The organism is Dialister micraerophilus, assembly GCF_947090205.1.
Lineage (GTDB): Bacteria > Bacillota > Negativicutes > Veillonellales > Dialisteraceae > Dialister > Dialister micraerophilus.
This window is the reverse complement of sequence record NZ_CAMUNF010000006.1, coordinates 38,526-64,152: the sequence shown is the minus strand read 5'-3', so window position 1 is coordinate 64,152 and position 25,627 is coordinate 38,526. Positions and strand designations below refer to the sequence as shown.

The 25,627-nt window shown below is 33.8% G+C and carries 24 protein-coding genes; 20 read left to right on the top strand and 4 right to left on the bottom strand.

The genetic code is table 11. From position 1 onward, the window contains the following. Window positions 1-50: 50 nt before the first annotated feature. The 4 genes from rlmD to P6922_RS04450 all read left to right on the top strand — a co-directional run bounded on the left by rlmD (window position 51) and on the right by P6922_RS04450 (window position 4,553). Entirely contained in the window at window positions 51-587 is a 537-nt protein-coding gene (rlmD, locus tag P6922_RS04465; RefSeq protein WP_338084752.1) for a 23S rRNA (uracil(1939)-C(5))-methyltransferase RlmD, read from the top strand. 286 nt (window positions 588-873) lie between these two features. Continuing rightward, window positions 874-1,068, top strand: coding sequence for a helix-turn-helix domain-containing protein (locus P6922_RS04460; RefSeq protein WP_276874693.1), 195 nt, complete (start codon window positions 874-876; stop codon window positions 1,066-1,068). A gap of 165 nt (window positions 1,069-1,233) precedes the next feature. Continuing rightward, window positions 1,234-1,506, top strand: a complete 273-nt coding sequence (locus P6922_RS04455) for a hypothetical protein (RefSeq protein ID WP_276874691.1) — start codon at window positions 1,234-1,236, stop codon at window positions 1,504-1,506. Between the two features lie 11 nt (window positions 1,507-1,517). Next, a complete protein-coding gene (locus tag P6922_RS04450) occupies window positions 1,518-4,553 on the top strand; it encodes an Alw26I/Eco31I/Esp3I family type II restriction adenine-specific DNA-methyltransferase (protein WP_276874689.1) in 3,036 nt (1,011 codons plus the stop codon). A 42-nt stretch (window positions 4,554-4,595) separates the two neighbouring features. Here the strand turns inward: P6922_RS04450 and P6922_RS04445 are convergent, their stop codons facing one another. The 3 genes from P6922_RS04445 to P6922_RS04435 form a co-directional block, all read right to left on the bottom strand. Beyond that, complete coding sequence (locus P6922_RS04445) at window positions 4,596-6,005, bottom strand: Alw26I/Eco31I/Esp3I family type II restriction endonuclease (protein WP_276874686.1); 1,410 nt, start codon at window positions 6,003-6,005, stop codon at window positions 4,596-4,598. 76 nt (window positions 6,006-6,081) lie between these two features. Beyond that, complete coding sequence (locus P6922_RS04440; RefSeq protein ID WP_276874683.1) at window positions 6,082-6,285, bottom strand: helix-turn-helix domain-containing protein; 204 nt, start codon at window positions 6,283-6,285, stop codon at window positions 6,082-6,084. Between the two features lie 106 nt (window positions 6,286-6,391). Then, window positions 6,392-6,748, bottom strand: coding sequence for a helicase C-terminal domain-containing protein (locus tag P6922_RS04435; protein WP_276874680.1), 357 nt, complete (start codon window positions 6,746-6,748; stop codon window positions 6,392-6,394). Window positions 6,749-6,772: 24 nt separating this feature from the next. Here P6922_RS04435 and P6922_RS04430 point away from each other — a divergent pair, with 24 nt between their 5' ends. From P6922_RS04430 to P6922_RS04400, 7 genes are all read left to right on the top strand, one after another. Continuing rightward, window positions 6,773-7,318 (top strand): YcaO-like family protein, encoded by a 546-nt coding sequence (locus P6922_RS04430; RefSeq protein ID WP_276874678.1) that lies wholly within the window; start codon window positions 6,773-6,775, stop codon window positions 7,316-7,318. Continuing rightward, window positions 7,305-7,523, top strand: a complete 219-nt coding sequence (locus tag P6922_RS04425; protein ID WP_276874675.1) for a hypothetical protein — start codon at window positions 7,305-7,307, stop codon at window positions 7,521-7,523. The genes P6922_RS04430 and P6922_RS04425 overlap by 14 nt, the downstream gene beginning before the upstream one ends. Window positions 7,524-7,795: 272 nt before the next feature. Then, entirely contained in the window at window positions 7,796-8,209 is a 414-nt protein-coding gene (locus P6922_RS04420; protein WP_276874672.1) for a sigma-70 RNA polymerase sigma factor region 4 domain-containing protein, read from the top strand. A gap of 239 nt (window positions 8,210-8,448) precedes the next feature. Beyond that, window positions 8,449-9,459 (top strand): DUF6076 domain-containing protein, encoded by a 1,011-nt coding sequence (locus P6922_RS04415; RefSeq protein ID WP_276874669.1) that lies wholly within the window; start codon window positions 8,449-8,451, stop codon window positions 9,457-9,459. Between the two features lie 67 nt (window positions 9,460-9,526). Further along, complete coding sequence (locus tag P6922_RS04410) at window positions 9,527-9,718, top strand: hypothetical protein (RefSeq protein ID WP_276874666.1); 192 nt, start codon at window positions 9,527-9,529, stop codon at window positions 9,716-9,718. A gap of 373 nt (window positions 9,719-10,091) precedes the next feature. Beyond that, a complete protein-coding gene (locus P6922_RS04405) occupies window positions 10,092-11,435 on the top strand; it encodes a nucleotide-binding domain-containing protein (RefSeq protein WP_276874665.1) in 1,344 nt (447 codons plus the stop codon). Beyond that, window positions 11,435-12,424 carry an SMODS-associated NUDIX domain-containing protein gene (locus P6922_RS04400; protein ID WP_276874663.1) on the top strand — a complete coding sequence of 330 codons (990 nt, stop codon included), beginning with the start codon at window positions 11,435-11,437 and terminating at the stop codon, window positions 12,422-12,424. The genes P6922_RS04405 and P6922_RS04400 overlap by 1 nt, the downstream gene beginning before the upstream one ends. Before the next feature lie 719 nt (window positions 12,425-13,143). Here P6922_RS04400 and P6922_RS04395 read toward each other — a convergent pair. Continuing rightward, the gene (locus P6922_RS04395; RefSeq protein ID WP_276874660.1) at window positions 13,144-13,398 is read right to left on the bottom strand and encodes a hypothetical protein; all 255 of its coding nucleotides are present in this window, start codon (window positions 13,396-13,398) and stop codon (window positions 13,144-13,146) included. Window positions 13,399-13,472: 74 nt separating this feature from the next. Between P6922_RS04395 and P6922_RS06020 the strand changes: the two genes are divergently transcribed. From P6922_RS06020 to P6922_RS04355, 9 genes are all read left to right on the top strand, one after another. Further along, window positions 13,473-13,781, top strand: a complete 309-nt coding sequence (locus tag P6922_RS06020) for a recombinase zinc ribbon domain-containing protein (protein ID WP_423777937.1) — start codon at window positions 13,473-13,475, stop codon at window positions 13,779-13,781. 190 nt (window positions 13,782-13,971) lie between these two features. Then, on the top strand, window positions 13,972-14,271 hold the full coding sequence (locus tag P6922_RS04390) for a hypothetical protein (protein WP_276874658.1): 300 nt from the start codon (window positions 13,972-13,974) through the stop codon (window positions 14,269-14,271). Between the two features lie 254 nt (window positions 14,272-14,525). Further along, window positions 14,526-15,446, top strand: coding sequence for an L-lactate dehydrogenase (locus tag P6922_RS04385; RefSeq protein WP_276874656.1), 921 nt, complete (start codon window positions 14,526-14,528; stop codon window positions 15,444-15,446). A gap of 836 nt (window positions 15,447-16,282) precedes the next feature. After that, window positions 16,283-17,563: an O-acetylhomoserine aminocarboxypropyltransferase/cysteine synthase family protein gene (locus P6922_RS04380; protein ID WP_276874654.1), complete on the top strand. Its 1,281-nt coding sequence runs from the start codon at window positions 16,283-16,285 to the stop codon at window positions 17,561-17,563. Window positions 17,564-17,759: 196 nt separating this feature from the next. After that, window positions 17,760-19,325: a hypothetical protein gene (locus P6922_RS04375; RefSeq protein ID WP_276874653.1), complete on the top strand. Its 1,566-nt coding sequence runs from the start codon at window positions 17,760-17,762 to the stop codon at window positions 19,323-19,325. 195 nt (window positions 19,326-19,520) lie between these two features. Next, window positions 19,521-21,131, top strand: coding sequence for a DUF4153 domain-containing protein (locus P6922_RS04370; protein WP_276874651.1), 1,611 nt, complete (start codon window positions 19,521-19,523; stop codon window positions 21,129-21,131). Then, the gene (locus P6922_RS04365) at window positions 21,128-22,270 is read left to right on the top strand and encodes an exonuclease SbcCD subunit D (RefSeq protein ID WP_276874648.1); all 1,143 of its coding nucleotides are present in this window, start codon (window positions 21,128-21,130) and stop codon (window positions 22,268-22,270) included. The genes P6922_RS04370 and P6922_RS04365 overlap by 4 nt, the downstream gene beginning before the upstream one ends. Beyond that, window positions 22,267-24,918, top strand: coding sequence for an AAA family ATPase (locus tag P6922_RS04360; RefSeq protein ID WP_276874645.1), 2,652 nt, complete (start codon window positions 22,267-22,269; stop codon window positions 24,916-24,918). Before P6922_RS04365 ends, P6922_RS04360 begins: the two co-directional genes overlap by 4 nt. A 62-nt stretch (window positions 24,919-24,980) precedes the next feature. Continuing rightward, entirely contained in the window at window positions 24,981-25,559 is a 579-nt protein-coding gene (locus P6922_RS04355; protein ID WP_007554930.1) for a GNAT family N-acetyltransferase, read from the top strand. The last annotated feature ends 68 nt before the right edge of the window (window positions 25,560-25,627 follow it).

The following is a 25,627-nucleotide window of genomic DNA, read 5'->3' as shown; positions in this document are numbered from 1 at the left end:
TGTAATACCTATTACTGCTTTAAGACCTTAATAGTTTTTAGTATTTATATATTCCTCCGTACTCATTCTTTCAAGTAAATAAAGAACAAGCCGAAAAACTCTACGAAAAAGCACTCGACTTTGCAAACCTTTCCGGAAATGAAACGGTAATAGACGCATACTGCGGAACGGGAACCATTTCATTGTACTTGGCACAAAAAGCAAAACACGTAATAGGAATAGAAATAATAAAAGACGCAATAGAAAACGCAAAAGAAAATGCGAAAAGAAACAAAATAAAAAACGTAGAATTTCACGCGGCAGACGTAGCGAAATACCTGCCCGAACTGGCAAAAAAAGGTATAAAAGCGGAAGTCGTGGTATTGGACCCCGTACGTGCCGGCTGTGACGAAAAAGTAATAGAAGCAATCGGGAAAATAAATCCTGAACGAATAGTATACGTATCCTGCAACGTGGCAACACAAGCAAGAGACATAGAAAGACTGTCCAAAAAAGGCTACAAATTAATAAAAATACAACCGATAGACATGTTCCCCCAAACCATACACGTAGAGAGCGTAGCGTTGTTGACTAAAGTACAGAAGTAAATACCGAAAAAGGCTTGAAATATAGAGATTTCCGAGAGTTGAGGTTAGAGCTTTGACTCTCGGATGTTTTGATTTATCAAAGAACCAAACATATCCACGGTAGGCTTATGGGAAGGTTGAGTTGACAGGATTGAAAGTGTATAGGTTGTGGAGAGTGGATTGTTAAAAAATGAATTTATATTCATACCAGTTCACATCAATTCATATTAAAACATTAAAAACAACGTAGAAGTATGCTATAATGCATGAGAGTGTAGACACGAAGAGTATATGAGGAGATTTTTGTATGACTATAGAAAATAATGATAAATGGATAAACCTTGAGGAAGCTGCTGATTACTTGAGTGTAAATAAAGATACTATACGAAACTGGATTAGAAAAGGCACAGGGATTCCTGCACATAAAATAGGAAAACTGTGGAAGTTCAAAAAATCAGAATTAGACGATTGGGTAAAAAGTGGCAAAAGTGCCATAGATTGATTGTGGAGAGGTTAATGTATGAGAACAATACTTTTAAGCTTTAAAGCAGATGTATATAAGAAGGTTATAAAGGGGGAAAATCTACGAGCATAGAAAGGTGTTTCTGGATGAACCAATCAAAGTTTATTGTATGTGAGCACACCAGTTAAGGCAATAGAGGGGATAATGCATCTTAATAACAAAACTGCAATAGGTAGAATTGACAATTATCTGCAGCACCATAAATATGCAATGGAGATAAGCGGTTTTCAGGACACTAACAAGATTACATTGGAAAAATTAAGAATTGATTTGCCGGGATTTGTTGTGCCTCAAATGTATTATTTTATTGATGATACATCATTGCTTGAATATTTGAAACAGAACTTAATACCCTATTGTGAAAAAATTATTCACGATTTCTCGCATATAACAAGTGAGCAAATTTGCAAGGAATAAAGGAGATTGGAATGAGCGATACGCAATATACAGAATTATGGTCTTTCTTAAATGAGAAAAGCAAATCTATTGAAACTGAAATGGATGCATTGACTCGAAAAAGAACAGGAAGTTATTATACGGATTTGAAACTGACGGATGTGATGATGAGTGAACTGATTGAACATCTTAGAACTAAAAATCCGGGAAAGAAATTATGTGAGTATCGATTTTTAGAACCATGTGTTGGAGCAGGAAATTTCGTTTTTTCTTATATCAATGTTGTGAGAACTACAGGGATAGATCGAGATGATGCTCAAATTATGTTAGACAATATTTATGTTGCAGATGTGAATTCGGAAGCTCTTAAGGGATATAAAGAGTCTTTAAGGAAAATGGCATTATTATTCTGGAATATAAGTCTATCTGATGAGTATTTCGAACAACATATGGGGTCTGGTTTGTTGATTGATGTAACATCAACTGAGTTAAACTACATCGGTATAAATGAAATTTTTTCTGCCGATATTGTTGGAAATGGTTTTGATATTGTTGCAACGAATCCACCTTACAAAAATTTGAAGGCTGAACGTGGACATTATAGAAATGATGAAGAATATGATAGAGATAAAGATAAATATTCTGTAATTTCTAAAATAGTGTCAAAACGTTTTAAATACTCAACGAATGGGGTTTTGAATTTATATAAATTATTTGTAGAAGAAATCATAGATTGTTATGCAAATGAAACGGCTTTTGTTAGCTTGCTTATTCCAGCATCAATAATGTCTGATAAGACGTGTATGAGGTTGAGAACACATATGCTAAAAGACAGTAAACTGATATCTGTGAAAGTAATTGGAGAAGGAAGTGGCTTTATAGATGCACAACAAGCCCTGAGTGCAATTCTTTTGCAGAAAGGTAACAAAACCAATAAAGTTGCTGTTACAAAAGATTATTGCAAGAATCCAGAAGATATCGCAGAAGTTGCAGTAAAAGATATATTAAATGAAAATACTAGAAATGCAATTGTTGCAGTTTCCTCAAAAGAATATCGAATTTTGAAGAAGCTAAGACGATTTCCGGTTGTTAAAGAACTTCCATTTGTAGTTAATTTGAGAGGAGAACTTGATTTAACTGCAAACAAGCATAATATTGTTAGTAACAATACCAGTTATCCATTAGTCAGGGGAAGAAATATAGGTTACTATAATTTAATTACAACATCAGAAAATGAATTTGTGACCGAAAAATTTGTCAATACAACAAAAAAGAAATGTTATATCGGGCAAGAAAGAATTATATGCCAGCAGATAGCAAATATGAACAAAGAAAGGCGAGTGACATTTGCTTTAGCACCACCAAATTATGTATTGGGGAATTCATGTAACTTTATCTCTGTTGAAAAAAATCCATATGGAATAGAGATATACACTTTATTAGGATTATTTAATACTAAAATAATTAACTGGCTATTTAAATTAACCAGCAGCAATAATCATGTGAACAATTATGAAATTGACTGTTTTCCTATTCCTGTAGAAGCACCAGAGTTAAAAGAAATATCGATGCTTGCAAAAGTCTTCTTAGATGAACAGAATGATGCTATTCTTGAGGAAATAGAGCAATTGGCTTATAGTGCATATGGAATTTCATCATCCGAAAAAGAAGAACAAATGGACAAAAATAAATTTATTAGTGAATATACAGATGCAATAAAACATATTATTCCAGAAATAACAGATGATGAAGCACGTGACATTCTTGATGATAAATTAAAGCTAGATACTTTTTTTGAAGGTCTTAACAAGTTTGAATTAAATGTTGCAAAGGGAATAACTGCAAAATATACTGCACTTATGCATGGGAAATTGCTGAATCATACAACTTTTAAGTTGAGTGATTTAGACCTTGAGATGATAAAGTCTGTTCCACAGGGTGGAAGCTGGAAAGATATTCCGATGGAAACTGTGGAAAAATCAAAAAGACTGAAGCGTATAACTCAAACAGGTGGTAGAACTACATTGTATGGTCGAATAGATTATGATAAGCCAAGTTATACAATTACTACTTATTTCAATAGACCAGGCAATGGAACCTATGTACACCCTGTTCATGAAAGAGTTTTAAGTGTAAGAGAGGCCGCAAGATTTCAAAGTTTTAAAGATGATTATTACTTTTTCGGTAATAAATCACAACTTTTAAAACAGGTGGGCAATGCTGTACCGACCTTGTTAGCCTATCAGATAGCACGAGAAATAAAACAAAAAACATGCTGCACCAAGTCTATAGATTTGTTTTGTGGTGCGGGAGGTATGACAGCGGGATTTAAGGCGGCAGGTATTCGTTCTTTGTTAAGCAATGACATTGAAGAAAGTGCTTGTGTTACCTTGAAGATTAATAATCCTGAAATCAACGTTTTATGTGGGGATATAACAAAAACTGAAACCAAAGAGGTTATCGAAAGGGTAGCATTGGAAGGTGGTGCTGATATCATATGTGGTGGTCCACCTTGTCAAGGCTTTTCGTTGGCTGGCTTTAGAGCAGATGATGACCCAAGAAATCAATTGTTTAGGGAGTTTGTTGATATAGTTAAGAGAGTAAACCCAAAAGTTATTGTGTTTGAAAATGTAGAAGGATTATTGAGTTACCAAGGGGGAAAAACGTATCGTGAAGTACACGAGCTCTTCAGCGAACTGGGATACAATACAGAGGGCAGAACCTTGATGGCAAGTGATTACGCTGTTCCTCAAAAAAGGAAAAGGGTTATTATTATTTGCACTAGAAATGATATGACGGTAGCACCAGAGGAATTATTCCCGACACCGATAACGGCGAAAGAATCTGACCAGGTTACTGCAAGGGAAACCATTGCAGATTTGGAAACAGTGCCATGCGATGATACCGCAAAATATGTTGATGAGGATAGTTCTGATATAGTTGAGTTTTTCAAAGGTTACATAACATATGAAGAATATGTGGCTTTGAAAACACTAGATACAGAACTGATGGAACGTAAAATAACAGAAGAATATTACGAACAACTGAGCCTATTAGATATATTGTAAAAAAGAGGATGATTATCAGTGAGATAGTCATCCTCTTTATGTTCATAACGAACGAATTATTCTTTTTTGAATCCTTTCCATAAGATTAATAACAAGTTGTTTGCAACTCACAAAAGAAGCGCCGGATTCAATACTAACACAGGTGGATTTAAGAGAGGCAAGTTCGGATGAAGTAAGGTCATGTTTGTTATGACGATTATCCTTTTCACTGTAATCGTAAACCGCTTCAATTGCAATTCTCTTGTATCTATCTGTTTCATGCTGGTTTCTGTCAGTGTAATGTCTGTCTGTTTTCCCTATGACTTCACCTTTGGCATTAAATGTGTACGAATACTTGAAGTAATCATAATTAGGCTCTAAAAAGGCAGAAACAAGGAATTTTTCTCCGTATTTAGGGCAGTTTTTAAGAATAGTTAGAAGAATAATCATAAAATTTGCCATGTTTTGTTTTAAGGCATCACGATAAACCGTAGGAACCTTATTAGGATTAGCTGTGTAGTTATTCTTTATAAATTCCCATATGAGTTTGGACTGCCATGACATAGGGTATACACTTGTTCTTGCTTCTGTTTCTATAATGCTTTCGATATCTACAATTTGAAGGCGGTTACGCTTTGAAGAATTATCTCCGCCTGGCATTGGTTGTAGATAACGAGGGTCATGAACAAATCCCAATGAAATAGGTCCTATATGGTCAGCAGAGGTACCGTCAAAGAAACTACTTCCCATGAATTGATTGGCTGCATGGATATTTCCATCACTCCAATATTCATAGGCTCTTCTATCTTTGGTGTAAGATTTGAGGTTTTCTTTGGAACGTCCCTTGTCTTGAGTGGCTCTACAACAACGATTATAAGTATGAAAACCATCATAACGGTCAGGGAAATTTGACATTGCACCAGGACCTAAACATTTTTTATCTCCCTTGCGGCAGGCATATTCTAAAGCATCGATTATTTCTTCTTTAGTAGTAGTGCGAGCATTCAAATCTAAATCTCCCTTATCTATCAAAAAGGAAGCTATATCAACTTTTTTGATACCGTTGTTTATTAGTTCGTCCCAAATGTCACCAATATGGTCACAATCGGAGAAATCGCACCCAAATTTTTTGTTTAGTGATTTTAAAAAATTGGTATTAGGATAGTGGTAATATAAGGACATTTCTCTGCCACAAATCTGACATACTTTCCATTTTGTTGGATGAATTGCCAACATTACATCCGCATACATTCCTGGATATACTTCGTTGTTAACGGTAAAACCAATTTCTGTTGCTTTATTAATACACCAGTTTATTCTTTGTTGACCTATTTCTGATTTTGCAGTTGCTATCCATGCATAAGAACCACTGGGCTTTGTACTAATTGCTAACCCTCTGTAGTTTGGATGATTTACGATTTTATCCATGTACTGCAAAAATCGTGGATGCCATTGTTTTTTGTCTGTAGACATAATAATACCTCCTATTTATATAAATGAAATTCTTGTTTTTCAGGCTCACAACTAAGTAAGTTTGTAATCATAATTCTTACTCTTTTACGGTTTCCATTATGTCCTCTAAGTTGCAGTCCATAGCTACACATATTTTAAGCAGAGTATCAGTTGTAATATTTGTCCCTTTGCCGAGTTTTGCAATGGAAGTAGCACTGATTCCAGCCGTTTCCTTAAAATCGTTTTTATTCATTTCTTTGTCTATTAACATTTTCCATAATTTGTTATAGCTGATTCGCATTTTCTGCTCTCCTTATTTCTTACTAGGTGTATCTGTTAAATATATTTTCAAGAGTTCAACATCTTTACTTATATTTCGAGGTTTAATTCGATTAAGTACTTTTTCTTCAACTTCTGGTGTCCAATTCTGGTGTCCAATAGATTTTTAGCATTTCTTTAGCTCTTGTGATAGCAGTATAGAAGATATTGTGTGTAACTAATTCTTCAACTTCATCGGTAATGACAATTTTCACAGAGTTATATTCTAATCCTTGAGCTTTGTGAATAGATACTGCAGATGCTACTTGAAATGGAACTATTGTATTTGAACTATTATCATCACCATTTTCATATGCACTTTTTAATTTATTTATAGCGAATCTAATTAGAGATTTACCTTCATCTTCAGAGCACTGAAGTAAATCAAAATCGCAGTAAAAAGCATCATTTTCATCGATTATTTTATGTTTTGGAATAGGAATCAAGTATTTCAAATGGGAGGTTGAATAATGTTGTATATATTAATGCTGAATAGGGAGAATGGATTATTTAGGTGTTATAAAAATACTAACGATGCTGAAGCAACTATGGATTTAGTCAGATTTTATTCTCCTTATGGAATATTCAAACGCAATTACTCATGTTTTGGTCCTGGCGGAATATTACAAATGTATGCAAGTTTTACGGAGAATTATGATGTAGATTACATTTTGAATAAATTATTTGGAACATCAAGCTTGAATACAGACTTTGATAAAAGTTTAAATGTTGGTGGCAAAGGATTTTCATTGAATCAGGCTTTTATTTCTACAATATCGGAAATGGCAGAAAGATTGTTTGGGTCACTGGCATATCTTGAAAAGAAAGATCAGCTAATTTATGGAACTTATAGAGAGTTGACTAATTCTGGTCGAAACTGTCTTGGCCCTAAGGACATTGATTTATTTACAGAAGAACAATATAAAAATGATGAGATTCCATATACAAAATTTACAGAAGATTCATTTTTAGGGTGGATAGAAGGCGAAAGATTATTTTACAATGAAAAAATATAAAATAGATGAAATTATATATAGTCTTGAGGAATTGTTGGTTAGATTAGTAGGTAGTAATATAAATATGTTAATTGGTACAGATGCTCCAAATCCTACAATAACTCCTGGTTTTAGTTTACACAAAGAAATGCAATTATGGAATAAAGCCGGTGTATCAGAAATAGATATATTAAAAACAGCTACTGGAAAAATTCTGTTGTTATAAATGACGCTGTAGGCTTTATTAAGGAAAATATGAAAGCAAATTTGATATTGTTAAATTCGAGCCCTATTGATAATATCACTAACATTCAAGATATAAAAGGAGTTTTTGTTGAAGGTAATTTTATTGATACTATTGATATAAAAGCATAACAAATACACTTAAAGAAAGAACAAGCGTCTTTCATTTCAGAGGACCTCTTATGCCCAGCGTAAGAGGTCCTCCATTCTTTTTTGCCTGAAAACAAGCAGACAAAAAAGAATGGAGGAAGCTTTATGGCAAAAGAATATTACCTTTATGTCAACGGACAAAAGGTAAAAGTCAGCGAGCAGATATACAAAGTCTACTGGCGAGAAAGAGAACATGAAAAGTATTTAGAGCAGGTGGATAAGAAAAACCACTTGCTCTTTTTTTCATCATTAGATCATGATGGACACTTTGTAAATAACATTGTCGATGAGAGCATTGATATAGAAAAAGTTGTAGAAGCGCAGATGATGATTGAAGCACTCAGAAGTGCCATATCAAAATTTAATGCTGAAGAAAAGGAGCTTATTGAGCGTTTGTATTTCTATGATGAAACTTTATTAAGTGTTGCAAAAGATAAGGGTGTAATTTATCAGACTATACAATGGCGAAAGGATAGAATTTTAAGAAAGCTCAAAGAGGTTTTAGAAAAACTATTGTAGAAAAACACTCTGTGTATGAGGGCGGATTTCCTTTATAAAGTAAAGGGAGATCTATCCTTTTATGATTCGGAGTGGCTTATATGCAATAAATTTGTTATCAATTGATAAAACTATATTTTAATTGTTGCACTGTTACGGATAATATTATATAATGTTATCAATAAGAAATTAAAATAATCATTGTTAATGAGTTGCGAGATGAAAATTAAGATATCAATTGATAACAGGAGGTTAATGTTATGGAGATGGATGGATTAATAGTAGATTTTGATGGAGAAAAAAATGTTGTTGTGTATCGTGGTATAAAGGAATATCCGATTGGAGGGATGATTGCTGAGTATACTAGATTACATCCTACAGACTTAAAAGAAGTCATATTGGAGTATTCTCGCTTAGAGGAAAAGCCATCGGAGAAGACATTAGCAGAGTTTTTCCCTTGGTTTGTTGATAAGTTAAAAGAAAAAATTGGAATAGCTGCAGCAGTTATTATTACTTTTGAATTCATGGATTTAGTTGCGGATATGTGTAAGGAAGAAATGTCAAATCTTGATGAATTTTTTATAGAAATAAAGGAAGAAGATTCTATAGGAAAGTTTATATTTGAAGGTAGTGGCTATAGTAAATTGGGAAAATCCACGAATAAGCAGGCATTGCTTTCTGCATATTACTGGTATGCACAGTCATATGTTGCATTTAAACACAGCTTTTTGATGCTCGCTAGTGAAGATGAATATGAAGAGGATCAAGTAAATGCATTTTGGTCTATGTTTAGTGAAAATATAAATTTTCAGCACATTGATTTTCGTATAGCAAATTATGAAGGAAAGTTTCATTCGCTATATACAATCAAATCATCAATGTCATTATTATTATTTGAAGCAGCACATTGTATGGACAACAATGTAAAGTTTACGAAATGCGCTAACTGTGGAGAGTACTTTGTTCCTGAAGGCAGAATAGATGCAATTTATTGTGGGTATCCATCTCCGCAAGATTCAAAGAGGTTATGCAAAGATATAGGGGCACAGGTAACACGAGCAAATAAGGAAAAAAATGATATCGCAACTAAAGAATACAGAAAAGTTTACATGAAATATAAGATGATAACAATAAGACATCCGGAGAATCGTGATGCTAAAGAAAAACTTTCATATCTTATGTCTGAAGTTAAGGTATGGAGGAAAAAAATGAAAAATGGAATTATCACAACAGAAAGTTTTTTGCAATGGCTGAAGCAGTTCAAAGAGTAATATAAATATGTTCAAATAAAAAGTTATTTTATTTAACTTTAGACTTTTTAAGAGAGGAGGGTTATTTATGACAAAGACTGATTATCCAATTTATGCTGAAGACGGTACTAAATTTTGTATGCGCTATCAAGGTGAAAATGGTGATTCTGTTATTGAATGTCCGAAAGGGAAAAGATTAACAATGTCTAATTTTCTAAAACAGGTATATAATCCATCAATTGCTAATAAAAATCGGGGTAAATTTAAGAAAGCACGATAATAGATGATACTAGAGATCCCTGCAATATGGCCATAGGAGCTATTCGGATTATTCCACCGAAGAAACTTATGCTGGAACACAAGGTTGTAGTCCATAATCATATTGGTAAGTCAGAGGAAAAAAGCTAATGATTGCCGATGTTGTTAAGTATAAAAATAAAGTGTGGGAAATATAAAGATTGAATATGAGAGTGTGTTAGCAGATGTCATGAGAGCTATTATGAATGATAATCTGGAGTTGTTCTCGCAACTTACTTCTAATAAACAGTTCGAAAAGTGGTTATCTGATTCGGTTTTTGAAGAGATAATTAGGGGAATAAGTAAATAGAAAGAGCTAATTCGCATTATTGTGAGAGATTTGGAGAAGGGTTTGTATGTTTGACTGTTCAGTAGAAATAAATAAGTTCTATAATGAAAAAGTTGTTCTTCCAAAAAAAGATAAAGATAAACTATGGGAGAGTAGAAGAAAAAATATTAAAAGATTAAAAGCCGGTTTAGAAAAATATAATCAAGAAAATAATACCTCGTATAATATTGAAGAAGATTTAATACAAGGTAGCATGTCTATGCATACAGTGGTTCAAAATGATGAAAATAACTATGATATTGATGTAGCTATTGTATTTGATGAAGATGATTTAAAAGACAAAGGTCCAGAGTCAACAAGAAATATGGTGGCAAATGCATTAAAAAAAGAAACATCACAATTTTCAGAAGAACCTGAAGTTAAAACCGGATGTGTTAGAATAAAATATTCTACAGGATATCATGTTGATTTTGCAGTATTCAAAAGATACAAGGAAAATGAAGACGATGAAAAGTTTACTTATGAACATGCTGGTGCAGATTGGTCAGTAAGGGATATAAGAGCAATTGAAGAGTGGTTTAACGAAAAAAATAAGAGTAGTGATGGTAAATTACGAAAAGTTGTAAGACTTTCAAAGATGTTTACGAGATCAAGAGAATCATGGAAAAATATGCCTGGTGGTTTTATTCAAACTGTGCTCTGTGAAGAAGAATTAGCCGATGAATACGATAGAATAGATGAGATTTTTTATTATACAATGAAAAATATTTATAATAGATTACTTTTTAAATTAGAAGTAGAAGCACCAGTTGACAATGGAAGAGATTTAGTATATAGAGAATCTGATTATACAAATATGCGAAACTGGAAAAATCGTTTAAATGCTGAACTAAATAAACTGGATGTTTTGTTTGATGACTGTAGTAAAAAAGATGCTTTAGAGGCATGGGGAGAATTTTTCAATAACAGTTATTTGGAAAAATCAGCAGAAAGTTTAAAAGCAGAAAAACATATATATACAGACACGGAAGAGTTTATTGAAGATAAGTACCCAGTTGATTTAAAATATAACCTTCAGATTGATTGCGAGATAGAAAAAGATGGTTTTAGAACCATGCCAATCGTTAGATATTTAAATGAATACTTTCCTTTATTGCCTCATAATTTTGGTATAAGATGTTCAATTAAAACAACTAATTGCCCATTACATTATAAAATTTTATGGAAAGTAAAAAATGTTGGTAATGTGGCAGAGGAAAGAGACATGATTCGTGGACAAATAGTGGATAGGGGTAAAAAGATAAAAGAAACATCTAATTTTTATGGACCACATTATATAGAGTGCTATTTGATTAAAAATGGTGTATGTGTTGCAATAGATCGCGTTGATATACCAATAGGAGATCAGTAATGAATAGTAAAAGTTTCAGTAAATTTTTTAAATCTGCTAAATGGAATCGAATAAAATCTGTAGCAACAATCTTATTATTTGTTATCATGGTTTATTTTGGTGCAAAAATGGATTTCTACAATCAGGAAAATTTAATAGCAATAACACCTGGACTTTTTATGAATTACCCAGGGCTTAAGGAAATGATTCCTAAAGCATTCTTCGGTATAATTGGTATACTTTTTACTAAATTATGGCCTTCAATACAAAATTTGCAAGACAATGAGGAGTGGAAGGTTTCCCAGAGGCAATTGCAAAGAAGTGGACTACTTAAAAAGGATACTAAGATAAGAATATCTTTTGCTTACCTGTTTAGAATTAAGGTAGATGGAAAATACTTGTTAGTACCTAATGCCAGAACAGGAAAATTCCAACCGGTTGGTGGTGCTTATAAGTTTGAGGATGAAGAGAGAAAATATTTAGATGATGAATTCGCGGCAGAAGATGATGATTGTATACTTGTAAATGAAACAACAAGAAATGATTATAGGTTAAATATAAAAAATAAATATTTAAGAGATTTTATAAAGAGATTTAATGATACTAAGTCAAGGGAGAATATAACAGATTTATCGAGGGAATTTAAAGAAGAATTAATTAAAACCGACATATTAGATAAAATTATTTTTGAAGAGATAAAATATAGATATATAGGTCGACATATGACCGAAATTATTAGAACATCATTTAAACCTTATGAATTGCTTTTAGCTGATATAGTAGAGTTGGAGTTATCAAAAAAGCAAGAGGAGTATTTGAAAAAAATGTCAATCAATAAATCAGATAAGTATATTTTTGCTAATAGTTTACAGATAAAAAGTCAAGGTATGGAAATTGGAACCGAGAATTTACAAGATAATATAGCCAATCATACTTGGAAAATATTGACTGAAAATACAGATAAGTTAATTAAAAAAAGGGACAATCAAGAATTTTTTGTAAATTTATAAAAGTATAAGCAGTAAATATATATAGAAATATTTACTGCTTATATAAATCCTTACTTACTCAGCTTTAATGTATTTTCTAACACAACTTAAATTTCATAGAAGTTTCAGATATAGTTCCACTAGAATGATAATATTTTTTAACTGCTAAAATTAGTTTTTCTTTTTCTTCTCTTTTTTGCTGAGTTATAACTTCTTTTTTAGTATAAGGTTTGAGGCATGACATAAACTGACTTTCTTATTCTGAAATATCTAACCACTCAATTATTTTTTTATTTGATAATTTCTTGAATTTATAAGTTACATTTCTCATAGCACTTCTTCACTTTGATTCTATATATATATCTTTTTCGAACCATCCGCCTATTAAACTTCCAATTTCATATAAAATATCCTTAGATATGTTTTCATTAATAATTTTCCATGCAGCTTGAATCATTATTTTATCTCTACTACCTACAAGTGTGTTGTTTTCTTTCCTTACCTTAATTAATGTTTTATAATCAGTAATTCTTTTTCATTATTCTTTGGATAAAGAAGGTTTAGAAGTTCATCTCTAATTTTATTAGATGACATATCTTTGATAAAACATAGGTGGTAAAAAAATCCCCTATTACAGGGGTACTTTACTGATGCCTTAGTAACATACATACTCATGTTATAGTAAGTTCACTTTAAACTACTATTTATAAACTTGAATTTTACATATATATCTATTTATTTTAGTACAGATAAGATTGAGCGATTACATCAATACGATTATGTCCTAAGTATTTGCCGGTTATTAACATAGCTTCTCTATCTAATATCTCTTTGGCTCTATCATTTCTCATGATATATCTTTGTCCGCCTTCTGAAATTAAACCGTCATGTATTTCATCTATCGGTCTTGAATAATGAGAAAGTAATTTTGGTGCTATTTTAAGTTCTCCGGCTTCTTTAAAAATAGTTATTATTTCTTCCTTATCTTTGCTCATGATTAAAGCTAAGCGTTTTTTCCACCCTTTTCTTGTCTAACTTTTACATAATATTTTCCGTTTATTTCTTTTAAATCAACCCCTCTTACAGCTTCCATTTCTTTTTTTGTATCTTATCAAATCTAATAAAATGTCCATATTGTAGTGCTGGTTTATATGGAAATAAAAGCCGTAAACGTAATAAAAACAAAGAAGGAGAGCATTACAAAAATTATTACTATTACGGTTGTAAACATCGACAAATGATGAATGGACATAAATGCACTTTTAATAAACAAATCAGAGCTGAATTAATTGAAAAAGAAGTGGAAACAATAATTATTCAAGTAGTTAGTAATCCTACTTTTGCAAAAAAATTGAAGAAAAAATCAATATTCAAATAGACACAAAAGAAATTGACGAAGTTATTAATAAGCATTTAGCAAAGATTAGGCAATTGACAGGTACAAAAACATCGCTAATTAATCAAATCTACTCTACTCTTTAAATTTTGAAGATAAACATTATGATAGAAAATATACTGATTTAAATCTCAGACTTGATGTTATATATGACCAGTTAGAATATGCAGAAGTGCAGTTAAATGATAGCAGAAAAAGGAAAGAGGCAATCCTGGAAGAAAAAATAACCTCTGATAATATTTATAAAATTCTTGTCAATTTTAATAGCCTTTATACAGTCCTTTCAGATATCGACAAGAAGAGATTACTTAATGAATTGATAGAAGAAATTCAAATTTATGATGAAAAAACAGAAAAAAGCACTTGGATAAAATCGGTTGTTTTCAAGCTTTCGCTCATAAATCATGACATTGATTATAGTTTGGACAATAAAGACAATGTCGAGACCATAGCGTTGATACAAAAGATGTAAACTTAGAAATCCTGAATTTTAAGCAGGTTTATAAGCATTTTGTGTTTGAAAAAGATAAAGAAGGATACGTCAAAAAGACTTAAAAGAACCACATGGATGTAAGAGTAGTTTTGAGACTGGTATATTGCAAAATTATCGGATATAAGTTTTGATTGGAAATATTTGCATTCGAGTATTTTAAGTAGTAAAATTCAGTAAATATCTTAAGGATAGAATATCTTAAGGGTATTGAATTTTAAGGAAGGACGGATACTATGGCAGGAAAAGTGGCAGTTATCGGTATGGGCAATGTCGGTGCGGCAGTTGCTCATCAGCTTGTTGTTGAAGGTTGTACGGATGAACTTCTTTTGTATGATAAGAACGAAAAGAAAGTGAAAGCCGATGCTTTGGATTTTGAAGATGCAATGAATAATTTGCCTTTTCATGTGAATATTACCGTCAATGATTATGAACGGTTGAAGGATGCAGATGTGATTGTTTCCGCATTGGGAGATATTCATTTGATTACGCTTGAGAAGGCGGACAGATTTGCGGAACTTCGTGTAAATAAATCGGCAGTTGCAGAGGTAGGTAAAAAAATTAAAGATTCCGGATTTAAAGGTATTTTGGTGGATATTACAAATCCTTGTGATGCAGTTTGCGGATTGTATCAGAAGGCTACAAATCTTCCACGTGAAAATATTATGGGTACGGGAACGTTACTCGACTCTGCAAGGTTGCATCGTGCAGTCGGTAAATTTTTCAATGTAAATCCTAAATCGGTTCAAGGTTACAGTTTGGGAGAACATGGAGATTCTCAGTTTGTTGCATGGTCTACGGTGAAGGTTCTTGATTTACCTGTTGAAAGACTTGCAGCGAAATCGGGAATAGATTTGGAAGCTATAGAAAAGGAAACACGCAGCGGAGGTTTTACGGTTTTTGCCGGGAAGTTGTATACAAATTACGGAGTGGCGGCTTCCGCAGTGCGTTTGGTACGTGCAATTATGTCCGATTCGCATGAAGTGTTCCCCGTTTCAAATTATAGAGAGGAGTACGGTACTTACTTATCTTATCCGGCAGTGGTAGGAAGAAAAGGTATAGTAAACCAAGTACAACTTGATTTAAGAGAAGACGAACTTGAAAAACTTAAAATTTCGGCTGAAACGATTTTGGAAAAGGAAAGTTTCAACGTATAAAAAACAACTCCTTTATCATAAAAAGATAAGGGAGTTTTCATTTGTCGAGAAATGTTTTTGCAGGCGGAGTTATATGAATGCAGTTTGAGTCTTGAATGAAACGACTGTTGCATATGATTTAAAGGTAAGATTTTTGTACTGATGAATAATTTGAAAGAAATCTTAAATTCGATTTTGAAATCATGGAAGATATGCAAGATACCGGAATGTATTTTATCGTGCGGTAAAATTTATTTATAGTTAAAGCGGTTTTGTTTTTGTAAGTATAAGTACTTGAATAAACTTTTTTACTTCATTCAATTTTGATGTAAAAGAGTTTTTTATTGTACATTTTTATGTATGGGAATTTGTATTTTTTAAAAAAGTGCGAATTTTAAAATTAAAATTTACAAATATATATATTTATGAAAATGATTTTGAAATTTGAGTATGTATATACAACAATTTCAAATGAATTAGAAAAAACAGCCTTGTGAATTAAAATTAAAAAAGAGTTGTTGACAAATATTTTTTTTATTGTTATTATCACTTCAATTATTTTTTACAGTTAAAGTAAAGGGGGCGAACAATTATGTATAATTTGATTACATTGAAGGGTGACATGTGTCGTCGAATGCGAATCTCCCGGGCATATTTCATGGCCGGGCAACAGTCATGCGACACATTTAAGCATGGTTGTTTGCCCATAAATCGTGCTTGAGTATTTTTATATAGGCACAAGGTCATTTGCTCGGGAGTCGTTATCGGCTTCCGATTTTTTTATACTCGAAAATCGGGAAGCGATATTAAAAGAAAACCGTTGAAAATAAATATTTATTTAAAAGGAGAAAAAGACTATGAGCGAATACAAATTTGAAACATTGCAATTACATGTAGGACAGGAACGGGCGGATTCCGCAACAGATTCAAGAGCGGTACCGATTTATCAGACAACTTCATATGTTTTCCACAATTCAAAGCATGCAGAGGAACGTTTCGGCTTGAAAGATTCGGGAAATATTTACGGTCGTCTTACAAATTCAACTCAAGATGTTTTTGAAAAGAGAATTGCGGCACTTGAGGGTGGAGTTGCGGCTTTGGCAGTTGCAAGCGGAGCTGCTGCGGTTACGTATGCAATTGAAGCATTGGCACATTGCGGAGATCATATAGTGGCACAGAAAACGATTTACGGCGGAAGTTATAATTTACTTGCACACACACTTCCTCAAAGCGGCATAACGGCAACATTTGTAGATGCGCATAATCTGAAAGAAGTTGAAGGTGCAATTCGTGAAAATACAAAGGCCATATTCATTGAAACTTTGGGAAATCCAAATTCTGACATTCCGGATATAGATGCAATTTCAAAAATTGCACACAAGCACGGGATACCGTTGGTAATAGACAATACATTCGGTACACCATACCTTATTCGTCCTATTGAGTATGGTGCGGATATAGTAATACACTCTGCAACAAAGTTTATCGGCGGACATGGAACCACACTCGGCGGAATAATTGTTGACGGAGGGACATTCGATTGGAAAGCATCAGACAAATTCGATTGGATTTCAAAACCTAATCCTTCATACCATGGAATATCTTTTGCAGATGTTGCAGGACCGGCTGCATTTGTAACATATGTACGTGCAATTTTGCTTCGTGACAAAGGTGCCGCACTTTCACCGTTCAACGCATTTTTGTTGTTGCAAGGAACGGAAACTTTGTCACTTCGTTTGGAACGACACGCAGAAAATACAAAGAAAGTAGTTGAATTTTTGGTAAATCATCCGAAAGTTGAAAAGGTAAATCATCCGAGCCTTGAAAATCATCCCAATCACAAGTTATACGAAAGATATTTTCCAAATGGCGGTGCAAGCATATTTACCTTTGAAATAAAAGGCGGAAAAGAAGAGGCGTGGAAGTTTATCGACAATTTGGAAATATTCTCGCTGCTTGCAAATGTGGCAGATGTAAAGAGTTTGGTAATACATCCGGCAAGCACGACACATTCTCAGCTTACCGAAGCGGAACTTGAAGATAGCGGAATACATCAAAATACAATTCGTCTTTCAATCGGAATCGAACATATTGACGATATTATAAAAGACCTTGAAAAAGGTTTTGCCGCAGTATAAATAAATTCATATCGAAATGAAGGGCAAGAAAAAATAATAAAAAATCTGTGAAATATATAATCGGAACTCCTTTATAAAAGTATAAAGGAGTTTTCGTTTGCAAGATATTTTGAAATTTGACTCAAAATTAAAATATTGTAATAATATATTTAGAAAATATCAATCTCGGTTTGTGTTGTAAGCGATGAGGTGCATTATGAACAATATCAGGAAAATACATGAATTTGCACTTGAATGGCTTGAGAAATTTAAAAATCCCAATGTTGTATATACGAAAATTATAGATTGTAGTTTTAAAGAAAATTGCGAAAAACTCGGATTTGAATCGGAAAAATACAAAGTCTTGGCAAAAAAATACGGAAAAGATTTAAAAAAATACGGTTTGGAAAATTTTGAAAATGAAATTGAATACATAGATTTACTCGGCTGTGCAATACTTTCAAACTGGAAAGATTTAAGAATTGAAGTATTGGAAACAAAAGGCGACAGAAGAGAGGTAATAATAAAAAATCGTGATTGGTTCATTTCATCATTTGAATTATTGAAAGAAATCTCCGAAAAAATTTTACTTGAACTCGAAGACAAAGATGAAGACCAAGATATTTCAAAAAAGAAAAACAAAATAAAAAAAATAAGTATATCTTCGCAGCTGACGGACTTTTGTCCGGTGTGTCCGGTTAATCCGGAAGCCTTACAGAAAGTAGTTATAAAAAGCGACGGTAAAGTAAAAATTTCAGGATATACATATGAAAACGAGAAAGAAATTTCCGAAAGAACGAGAAAAGATAAATTTAAAATAGGAGAAGCAACTGTAAATTTAATATTTGAAGCGTTTGAAGATTACTTTGAAAACGAATTTGATTATGCACATACGACGGGTACGGGATATTGGGAAGTAAAAATTACACGTGAAAACGGAAAAGTTGAATTTTATGAGTGTTCTTTTTTAAAAAATGCAAGAAAATTATCCGAGTTTGTAAGGTGCATGCTCGAAGAAAAAAGATTGCTGCTTTTGGACGGTAATTTTTACATGGACAGAATAGAAGAAATAACGTTGAGTTACAGCAAAACGGCAGAAGTACCTTTATTCGATGATACCGAACATATTGAACGAAAATATTCCGAATATTTGACAATAAACGGAAAAACAAAAACAATTGAATTTTCAAGAGAATTTGAAAACGGAAACAAATTTTATCACAAGTATGAAGTCGGGGAATGCATAGATATTTTGCTGAGTTATCTTGAAAACAATAGAGTTTTTGAGCGTATGGAATTGGAAGAAAGCGATCTATGTTCACCTATAAGTATGGAAGAAGAGATTGATACAGGTTTACCTGTAAGTGAAAAGTCGTACTATAGACTTACTGTATATTATGAAAACGATAAAGAAAAAGTACTTGACGGAAGCTTTGATTTCATAGGTTTGCCGGATAATTATGACGAGTTTATCAATGCGGTTTCCGATTTTTTGAAAATTTACAATGAGGGTGACATTTTCGATAAAAAAATTTATTACAAAGGAAAAGGTTGCAAGGGTAAATACATGTTTGCAAGCGTGGTATTTCCGGGAACTGTGAAAAGCTACTATTACCTGACGGAAGATGAAAGCATAGAAGTCGGTGATTATGTAATAGTTCCGGTAGGGCCTGAAAATGAAAGAAAAATAGTGCAAGTGGTAAATATAGAATACTTCGAAAAATACGATGCACCTTATCCGGTAGATAAAATAAAAAGAATAATAAAAAAATGCTACGTGTAAGAAATTTTTTACAAGTTTGAATACAAAAATAAAAAAGAGAAATGGAATGATAAAAAACATTCATTTCTCTTTTTTATTGAAGAGATAACATGTATTTTTCAGCAAGTAGAAAAATTGTTTTGAGGGTATTTTTCAATTTTCAATTATTTACCATGATATAATGAAATAAATATTTGTTCGATAAAGGAGCAGTTTATGAAGTTTTTGATGACCGATTTTTTTACCGGACGTGTTTTGGGTATTTGCCGATTTTTTATTTCTTTCGTACTTACGATTTTAATTTTTCTTACGGTATTTTTCCGTGTGTATATTTCTGCGGACGGTGCTTTGTGGAGTACTGTTTTTCCGATTTTTTGGCAAGCACTTCTCATGTCGCTTTCCTGCACTTTCTTTTTTTCGATATTTTTGAGGATTTTGTCGGAGCGGTTTAAGTTCAATCGTTTCGTGTGTGATTTTTTGAATGTACCGATTGCGGCTCTTCTTTATTTTTACTTTATAAATATGCCGCTCAACGATTATCTTCTTATGTATATATCGGGCGGTGCAGCAGCTCTTTTTTTCGTATCCGTATTTTTGCTTTGGACTTATGAAAACGGAAAAGTTTTATTCAGATTTGTTTTTAAATCTTTTTGGAAAGCTTTCGGTATTTCATTACTTGCTTTCGTTTCGGGATTTATCTGTTTGCAAGGATTGAAAAATCTCTTGTTTGCAAATCTTTCCGATAATTGGATTGCAGTTTTATTTACATTTGCATTCGGCGTACTTTTTGCGAATTTGTTTTTGTCTTACTTGCCTCGTTTTGATGTGGAGTTACATGAGGAAAATTCCCTTTTGTGGCTTTTGAAACATATTTTATTTCCCGTATACATAATTCATATGGTTATTTTGTACGGATACATTGCAAAGATTGCTTATTTACAAGAAATGCCGATCGGTGTGATGAACGGTTACGCTTTGTTTGCAACTGTATTTTATGCACTGTTTTATTTTTCTCTGCATCGTGAGAATAACGACAGAATTCGTATGCTTCTTCGTATCGGAGGAGCATTGATGATTCCGATATTTATCGTTCAGGCGGCAGGTTTGTATATACGTATTTTTGCTTACGGACTTACTTCGATGCGTTATATTTCCATAGCTTGTATGATTTTCGGGATTTGTGTTGCGATTTCCGGAATTTTCGGAATTTTTGCAAGAAAACTTTTGCCGGCGGCAATTGTTATCGTTCTTTTTTCAACTTTGACTCCTCTCAATTTGATTGATGTACCTGCCTACGATCAGGGAATGCGTTTGAATTTTGTTGTTGAAAAGTACGGTATCGTAAAAAACGGAACCGTTTCGGTGCCGATGAATATTACAAGTGAAGATGAAAAAATTTTGAAAAGTTCCTTTTCGTACCTCTCGGGAAATGAAGGTGCATGGCGTTTTCCATGTGTTAAGACATTGAGTGAAAGTGCGCCTTTCCGTGAATTTATATATTCTGAAAAAGAGGACGGAAAATTGAATTTGACTCACACTTGGAATACGATTTCCGTTTCCGGTTACAATCGTATGTATATGTTTGACGAATATGTGAAGAATAATGTTTTGAGCATTGAAACCGAGAGCGGTACTTATAATGTGGACATAAATAAATATTTGGAAGAAGCGGATAAAGTAAAAAACAAAAATATTGAAGAGCGCATGATTTACAAAGTTGATGAAAACCATATTTTGTATTTTTCAGATGTTTATGTAGATAAAAGTGAAGATATAAAAATTCATGTAAGCGGATTTTTGCTTGAAAAACAGGTGGAGGCGTTATGAAGTTTATTCATACTGCAGATTGGCACATAGGTAAATTGTTTTACGGCGAGTATTTGACGGAAGAACAGGAGTGGATTTTAAAAAATCGATTTCTTCCTCTTGTAGATGATGAAAAGCCCGATGTTGTTTTGCTTGCCGGTGATGTTTACGATCGCTCGGTTCCGCCGTCGGAAGCGGTGGAGCTTTTGGACGAGATGATTTATGAAATAGTCGGTCGACGCAAAATACCGTTCATAGTTATAAGCGGCAACCACGATTCATCTCAGCGTTTGTCTTTCGGCGGACGTTTGATGGAAAGTGGAGGACTTTTCATGGTCGGAGATATAAAACGCAGCGTAAAACCGATTGTACTGGAAGATGAGTGGGGTGCGGTGGCTTTTGCACCCATTCCGTACGCCGAACCGGGGACGGTACGTACCGTTATGAAAGATGAAACGGTAAAAACACATGAAGAAGCTGTGCTTTCACTTTCAAATTACTTACTTTCAAAGATAGATAAAAATATAAGAAAAATTGCAATAACTCACGAGTTTGTCGCCGGAGGAAGTACAAGCGACTCCGAACGTCCTTTGTCAATCGGCGGTACGGATTTGATTCGTGCGGAAATTTTCAAACCTTACAATTATACGGCACTCGGACATTTGCATTCTCCGCAGCGTGCAGGTTTTGACAATGTACGTTACAGCGGAAGTCTTTTGAAGTATTCATTCAGTGAAGTTACGCAAAAGAAAGGTGTTATTGTAGGAGAACTTTCAAAAGACGGAGAAGTAAAGACAAAATTCGTACCCTTGAAACCTCGCCGTGATGTACGAATTATAAGTGGACTGTTTGAAGATTTGATGAAAAACGAATCTTTATTTACAGATGATTTTCTGCAAATCGAACTTACAAATGACGGACCCGTTATAGATGCAATGGCAAGACTTCGCACTCATTTCCCGTACGTAATGGCATTGCAGACGAAAAAACGTGTACAAACGGGTGAAGGAGCAAGGAATTTCGATTTCAAAAAAAGAGTAAATCCTATTGATATGATGAAAACATTTGTAGATGAATTTCGTGATGAGCCGATGAATAAAACGGAAGCGGAATACATGCAAAAAATTTTTGAAGAATTGAAAGGAGGAGAATTTGATTGAAACCGATTAGATTGAAAATGTGCGCATTCGGACCGTATGCGGACGAGCAGGAGCTGGATTTCACTTTACTCGGAAATCAAAAACTCTTCTTGATTTGCGGACAGACGGGTGCCGGTAAAACTACTATACTCGATGCCATGTGCTATGCGCTTTACGGAAAAACGGGAGGCGGATTGCGAAACGGTGAAACTATGCGAAGCAGTTATGCCGATTTGGATACCGAAACGAAAGTCGAATTTGATTTTGCGATAGGAAATGAATTTTATCGTGTAATCAGAAAACCCACACAGGAACACGCAAGAAAAAAAGGTGATTTGAATAAATCCGTTACACGACAAGGTAAAGCGGAACTTTTTGAAATAGACGACAAAGGAAATGAAATAAAACTTATAGCGGCAAAAGGTGTAGATTACCATATAGAAAAACTTATCGGAGTAGGTGTGGATCAGTTCAGACAGATAATACTTCTGCCGCAAGGTGATTTCAGAAAACTTTTACTTGCAGACTCGAAAGAAAGACAAGGTATAATGCAGCAACTTTTCAAAACGCAAATGTATGCTTCCGTGGAAAATCTGCTGAAAAAGAAATATCGTGAAATCGAGAAATTTTACGAAGAAGACAAAATCAGGTACAATACGATACTTGCAAATTGTGATGCCGAAAATGAAGAGGAATTGAAAGCAAAAGAAAAAAATGCGTCAATCGAACTTGAAAATGAAAGTGAAAAGTTGAAAATTGCAAATGAAAAGCAACAAGAATTCACAAAAATATATGATCGGGAAAAAAGCATATATGACGCATACATGCGAATAAATGAAATTGAAAAAGAAGAAAAAAATTTAAAATTGAAAGAACCGGACATGAAAAAACTTTATTCCGACATGGAAAAAGTAAAACGTGCATCGCATTTGAAAGAAGCATTTCAATTAATAGAAGAAATAAAAACCGAAGGTGTGGAAAAGAAAAAACTTTTTGATGAGAAATACGGAATATATGAAAAAGCATATAATTCGGAAAAGGAAATTTATAAAGAAAAAGAATTTTTGGATAAGGAAGAAGAGCAACATAATAAAAACGTACAAGAGCTGCTTTTGCTTAAAAACATACGACCTTTGGCACAGGGGTACAGTGAATCCGTTTTGAAATGCAATTTTTTGAAAAGTGAATTGGAAAAACAGGAAAAAATACTTGAAGAAATACAAGTAAAAATAAAGACGGCGGAAGAAACAAGTTTGAACAAAAAAAAGACCGCCGCCGCACTTCAGGAAGTTTTTCTGAAGGGGCAATCGGCATACCTGGCATCGCATTTGAAAGACGGAAGTCCTTGTCCGGTATGCGGCTCGACCGAGCATCCGCTGCCGGCACACAGCAATGAATTGTTGCCGGACAAAAAAGATGTGGACAGAGCATCAAGCGAAGCGGAACAAGCAATGAAAAACGAAAAAGACTTGAAAGAAAAAGCGAACAAACAATTGACGGATAAAATAAATCCACTGAAACTTCAACTTGTGAAAGCTCAAGAAGTTTTAATTCAAACGGAAAATCAAGTAGAAGAAAAGTATAGAAATATAGAAGAACTCGACAAAAAAATCGAAAATTCGGAAAAAGCGAACAAACATTACGAAGAAAGATACAAACACGTAGAAGAAGAATTGAAAAAAACATCGGAAATTACGGCATCTTTGAAAGGTGAACTTGCACGACTTGATGAAGAAGTGAAATCTTTGAGAGTAAAATATGAAGACAGAAGAAACGAACTTGAGGCAAGATCGAAGGAAGAAGGATTTGCAGACAGAAAAGAAAGTGCCGAATATTTCAAACGTGTGAACGAACTTTCGAAAATGGAAAAAGAATATACGGAATACATATCGTTGTGCAAAGCGATAAGCAAAAGACTTGAAAAAGAACATAACTATATCGGAGAAAAAACTTGTCCGGATATGGAAACCCTCGAAAAGAAACGCAACGAATTGCTCGCCGATGTAAAAGAAGCAACGGTAAAAGAAGAACGTCTGAAAGGTATAATTTCACAATACGGAAAAGCGAAAAAAGAATTGGGCATACTTGCAAAACATGGAAAGGAACTTGATGAAAAGTACAAACTTGTAGGAGGACTTTCCGAATTGGTAAGCGGAAAAGAAACGGGAATAAATCTGGAACGTTTCGTTTTGGGTGCATTGCTTGACGAAGTTACACAAAAAGCAAATGTAAGACTGGACACGATGAGCGGAGGAAGATACGAACTGAACAGACGCTTGGGTGACAGACTCGATGCGAGAAAAACCGCAGGGTTGGATCTTGAAGTATTCGACAGCTATACGGGTAAAGCACGACCGGCATCGACACTTTCGGGCGGAGAAACATTTTTGGCATCTATGTCGCTGGCATTGGGACTTGCAGATGTAGTTCAAGAATACTCCGGCGGAATAAAACTCGATGCGATGTTCATAGATGAAGGATTCGGCACACTCGACTCGGAATCTTTGGACCTGTCATTAAAAACTTTGACAACCGTCGACGAAAACGAAGAAAGTCCACGTCTTGTAGGTATAATTTCCCATGTGGAAGGACTTGAAGAAAGAATACCGGCAAAATTGCGTGTAGACAAAACAAAAAAAGGCAGTCGTGCATATTTTGATATTGCATAATAAAATTTCAGAGTGTAAAATAGTAAAGCTGAAAACAGAGAGAAAAAAAGGAGTTGATAAAAATGATAAATTTGCGTTACGTAGAACCTGAAGATTCGGAAATATTGAGAGACATATACTCCTACTATGTAGAAAATACTTGTATTACAACGGAATGCACACTTCCCGATGAATACGCATTTCAAAAAAGAGTGGAAAAAATTTCAAGCAAGTATCCCTATATAGTGGCGGAAAGAGACGGACACATAGTCGGATACATTTACGCATCACCGCTTGTAGAACGTGAAGCGATAAATCACTGTGTACAAATTTCAATTTACGTAAGACATGGACTCGGAAGAAGCGGAGTAGGTAAAAGAATGTACCGTGCAATCGAATCCGTACTGAGCCGTATGGGAATTACAAATATGTATGCACGTGTAGCTGTACCGAAAATTGAAAACGAACATTTAACCAGAAACAGTTTGCAATTTCATGAATACATGGGATTTACAAAAGTGGGATTTTTGGAAAAAAGCGGATATAAATTTAATCAATGGTTCGACCTGGCGATAATGGAAAAATTCATCGCACACCACAGAGACAGAGCCGAAGAGGTAAGATTTTTCGATAAATATCCGAAACCGTCAATTGAAGAATAGACGAAAAGCAATTCGATAAAAAAAGTCGGATTGCTTTTATATTTAAAAAATTTAAGTGATAAGTAAAA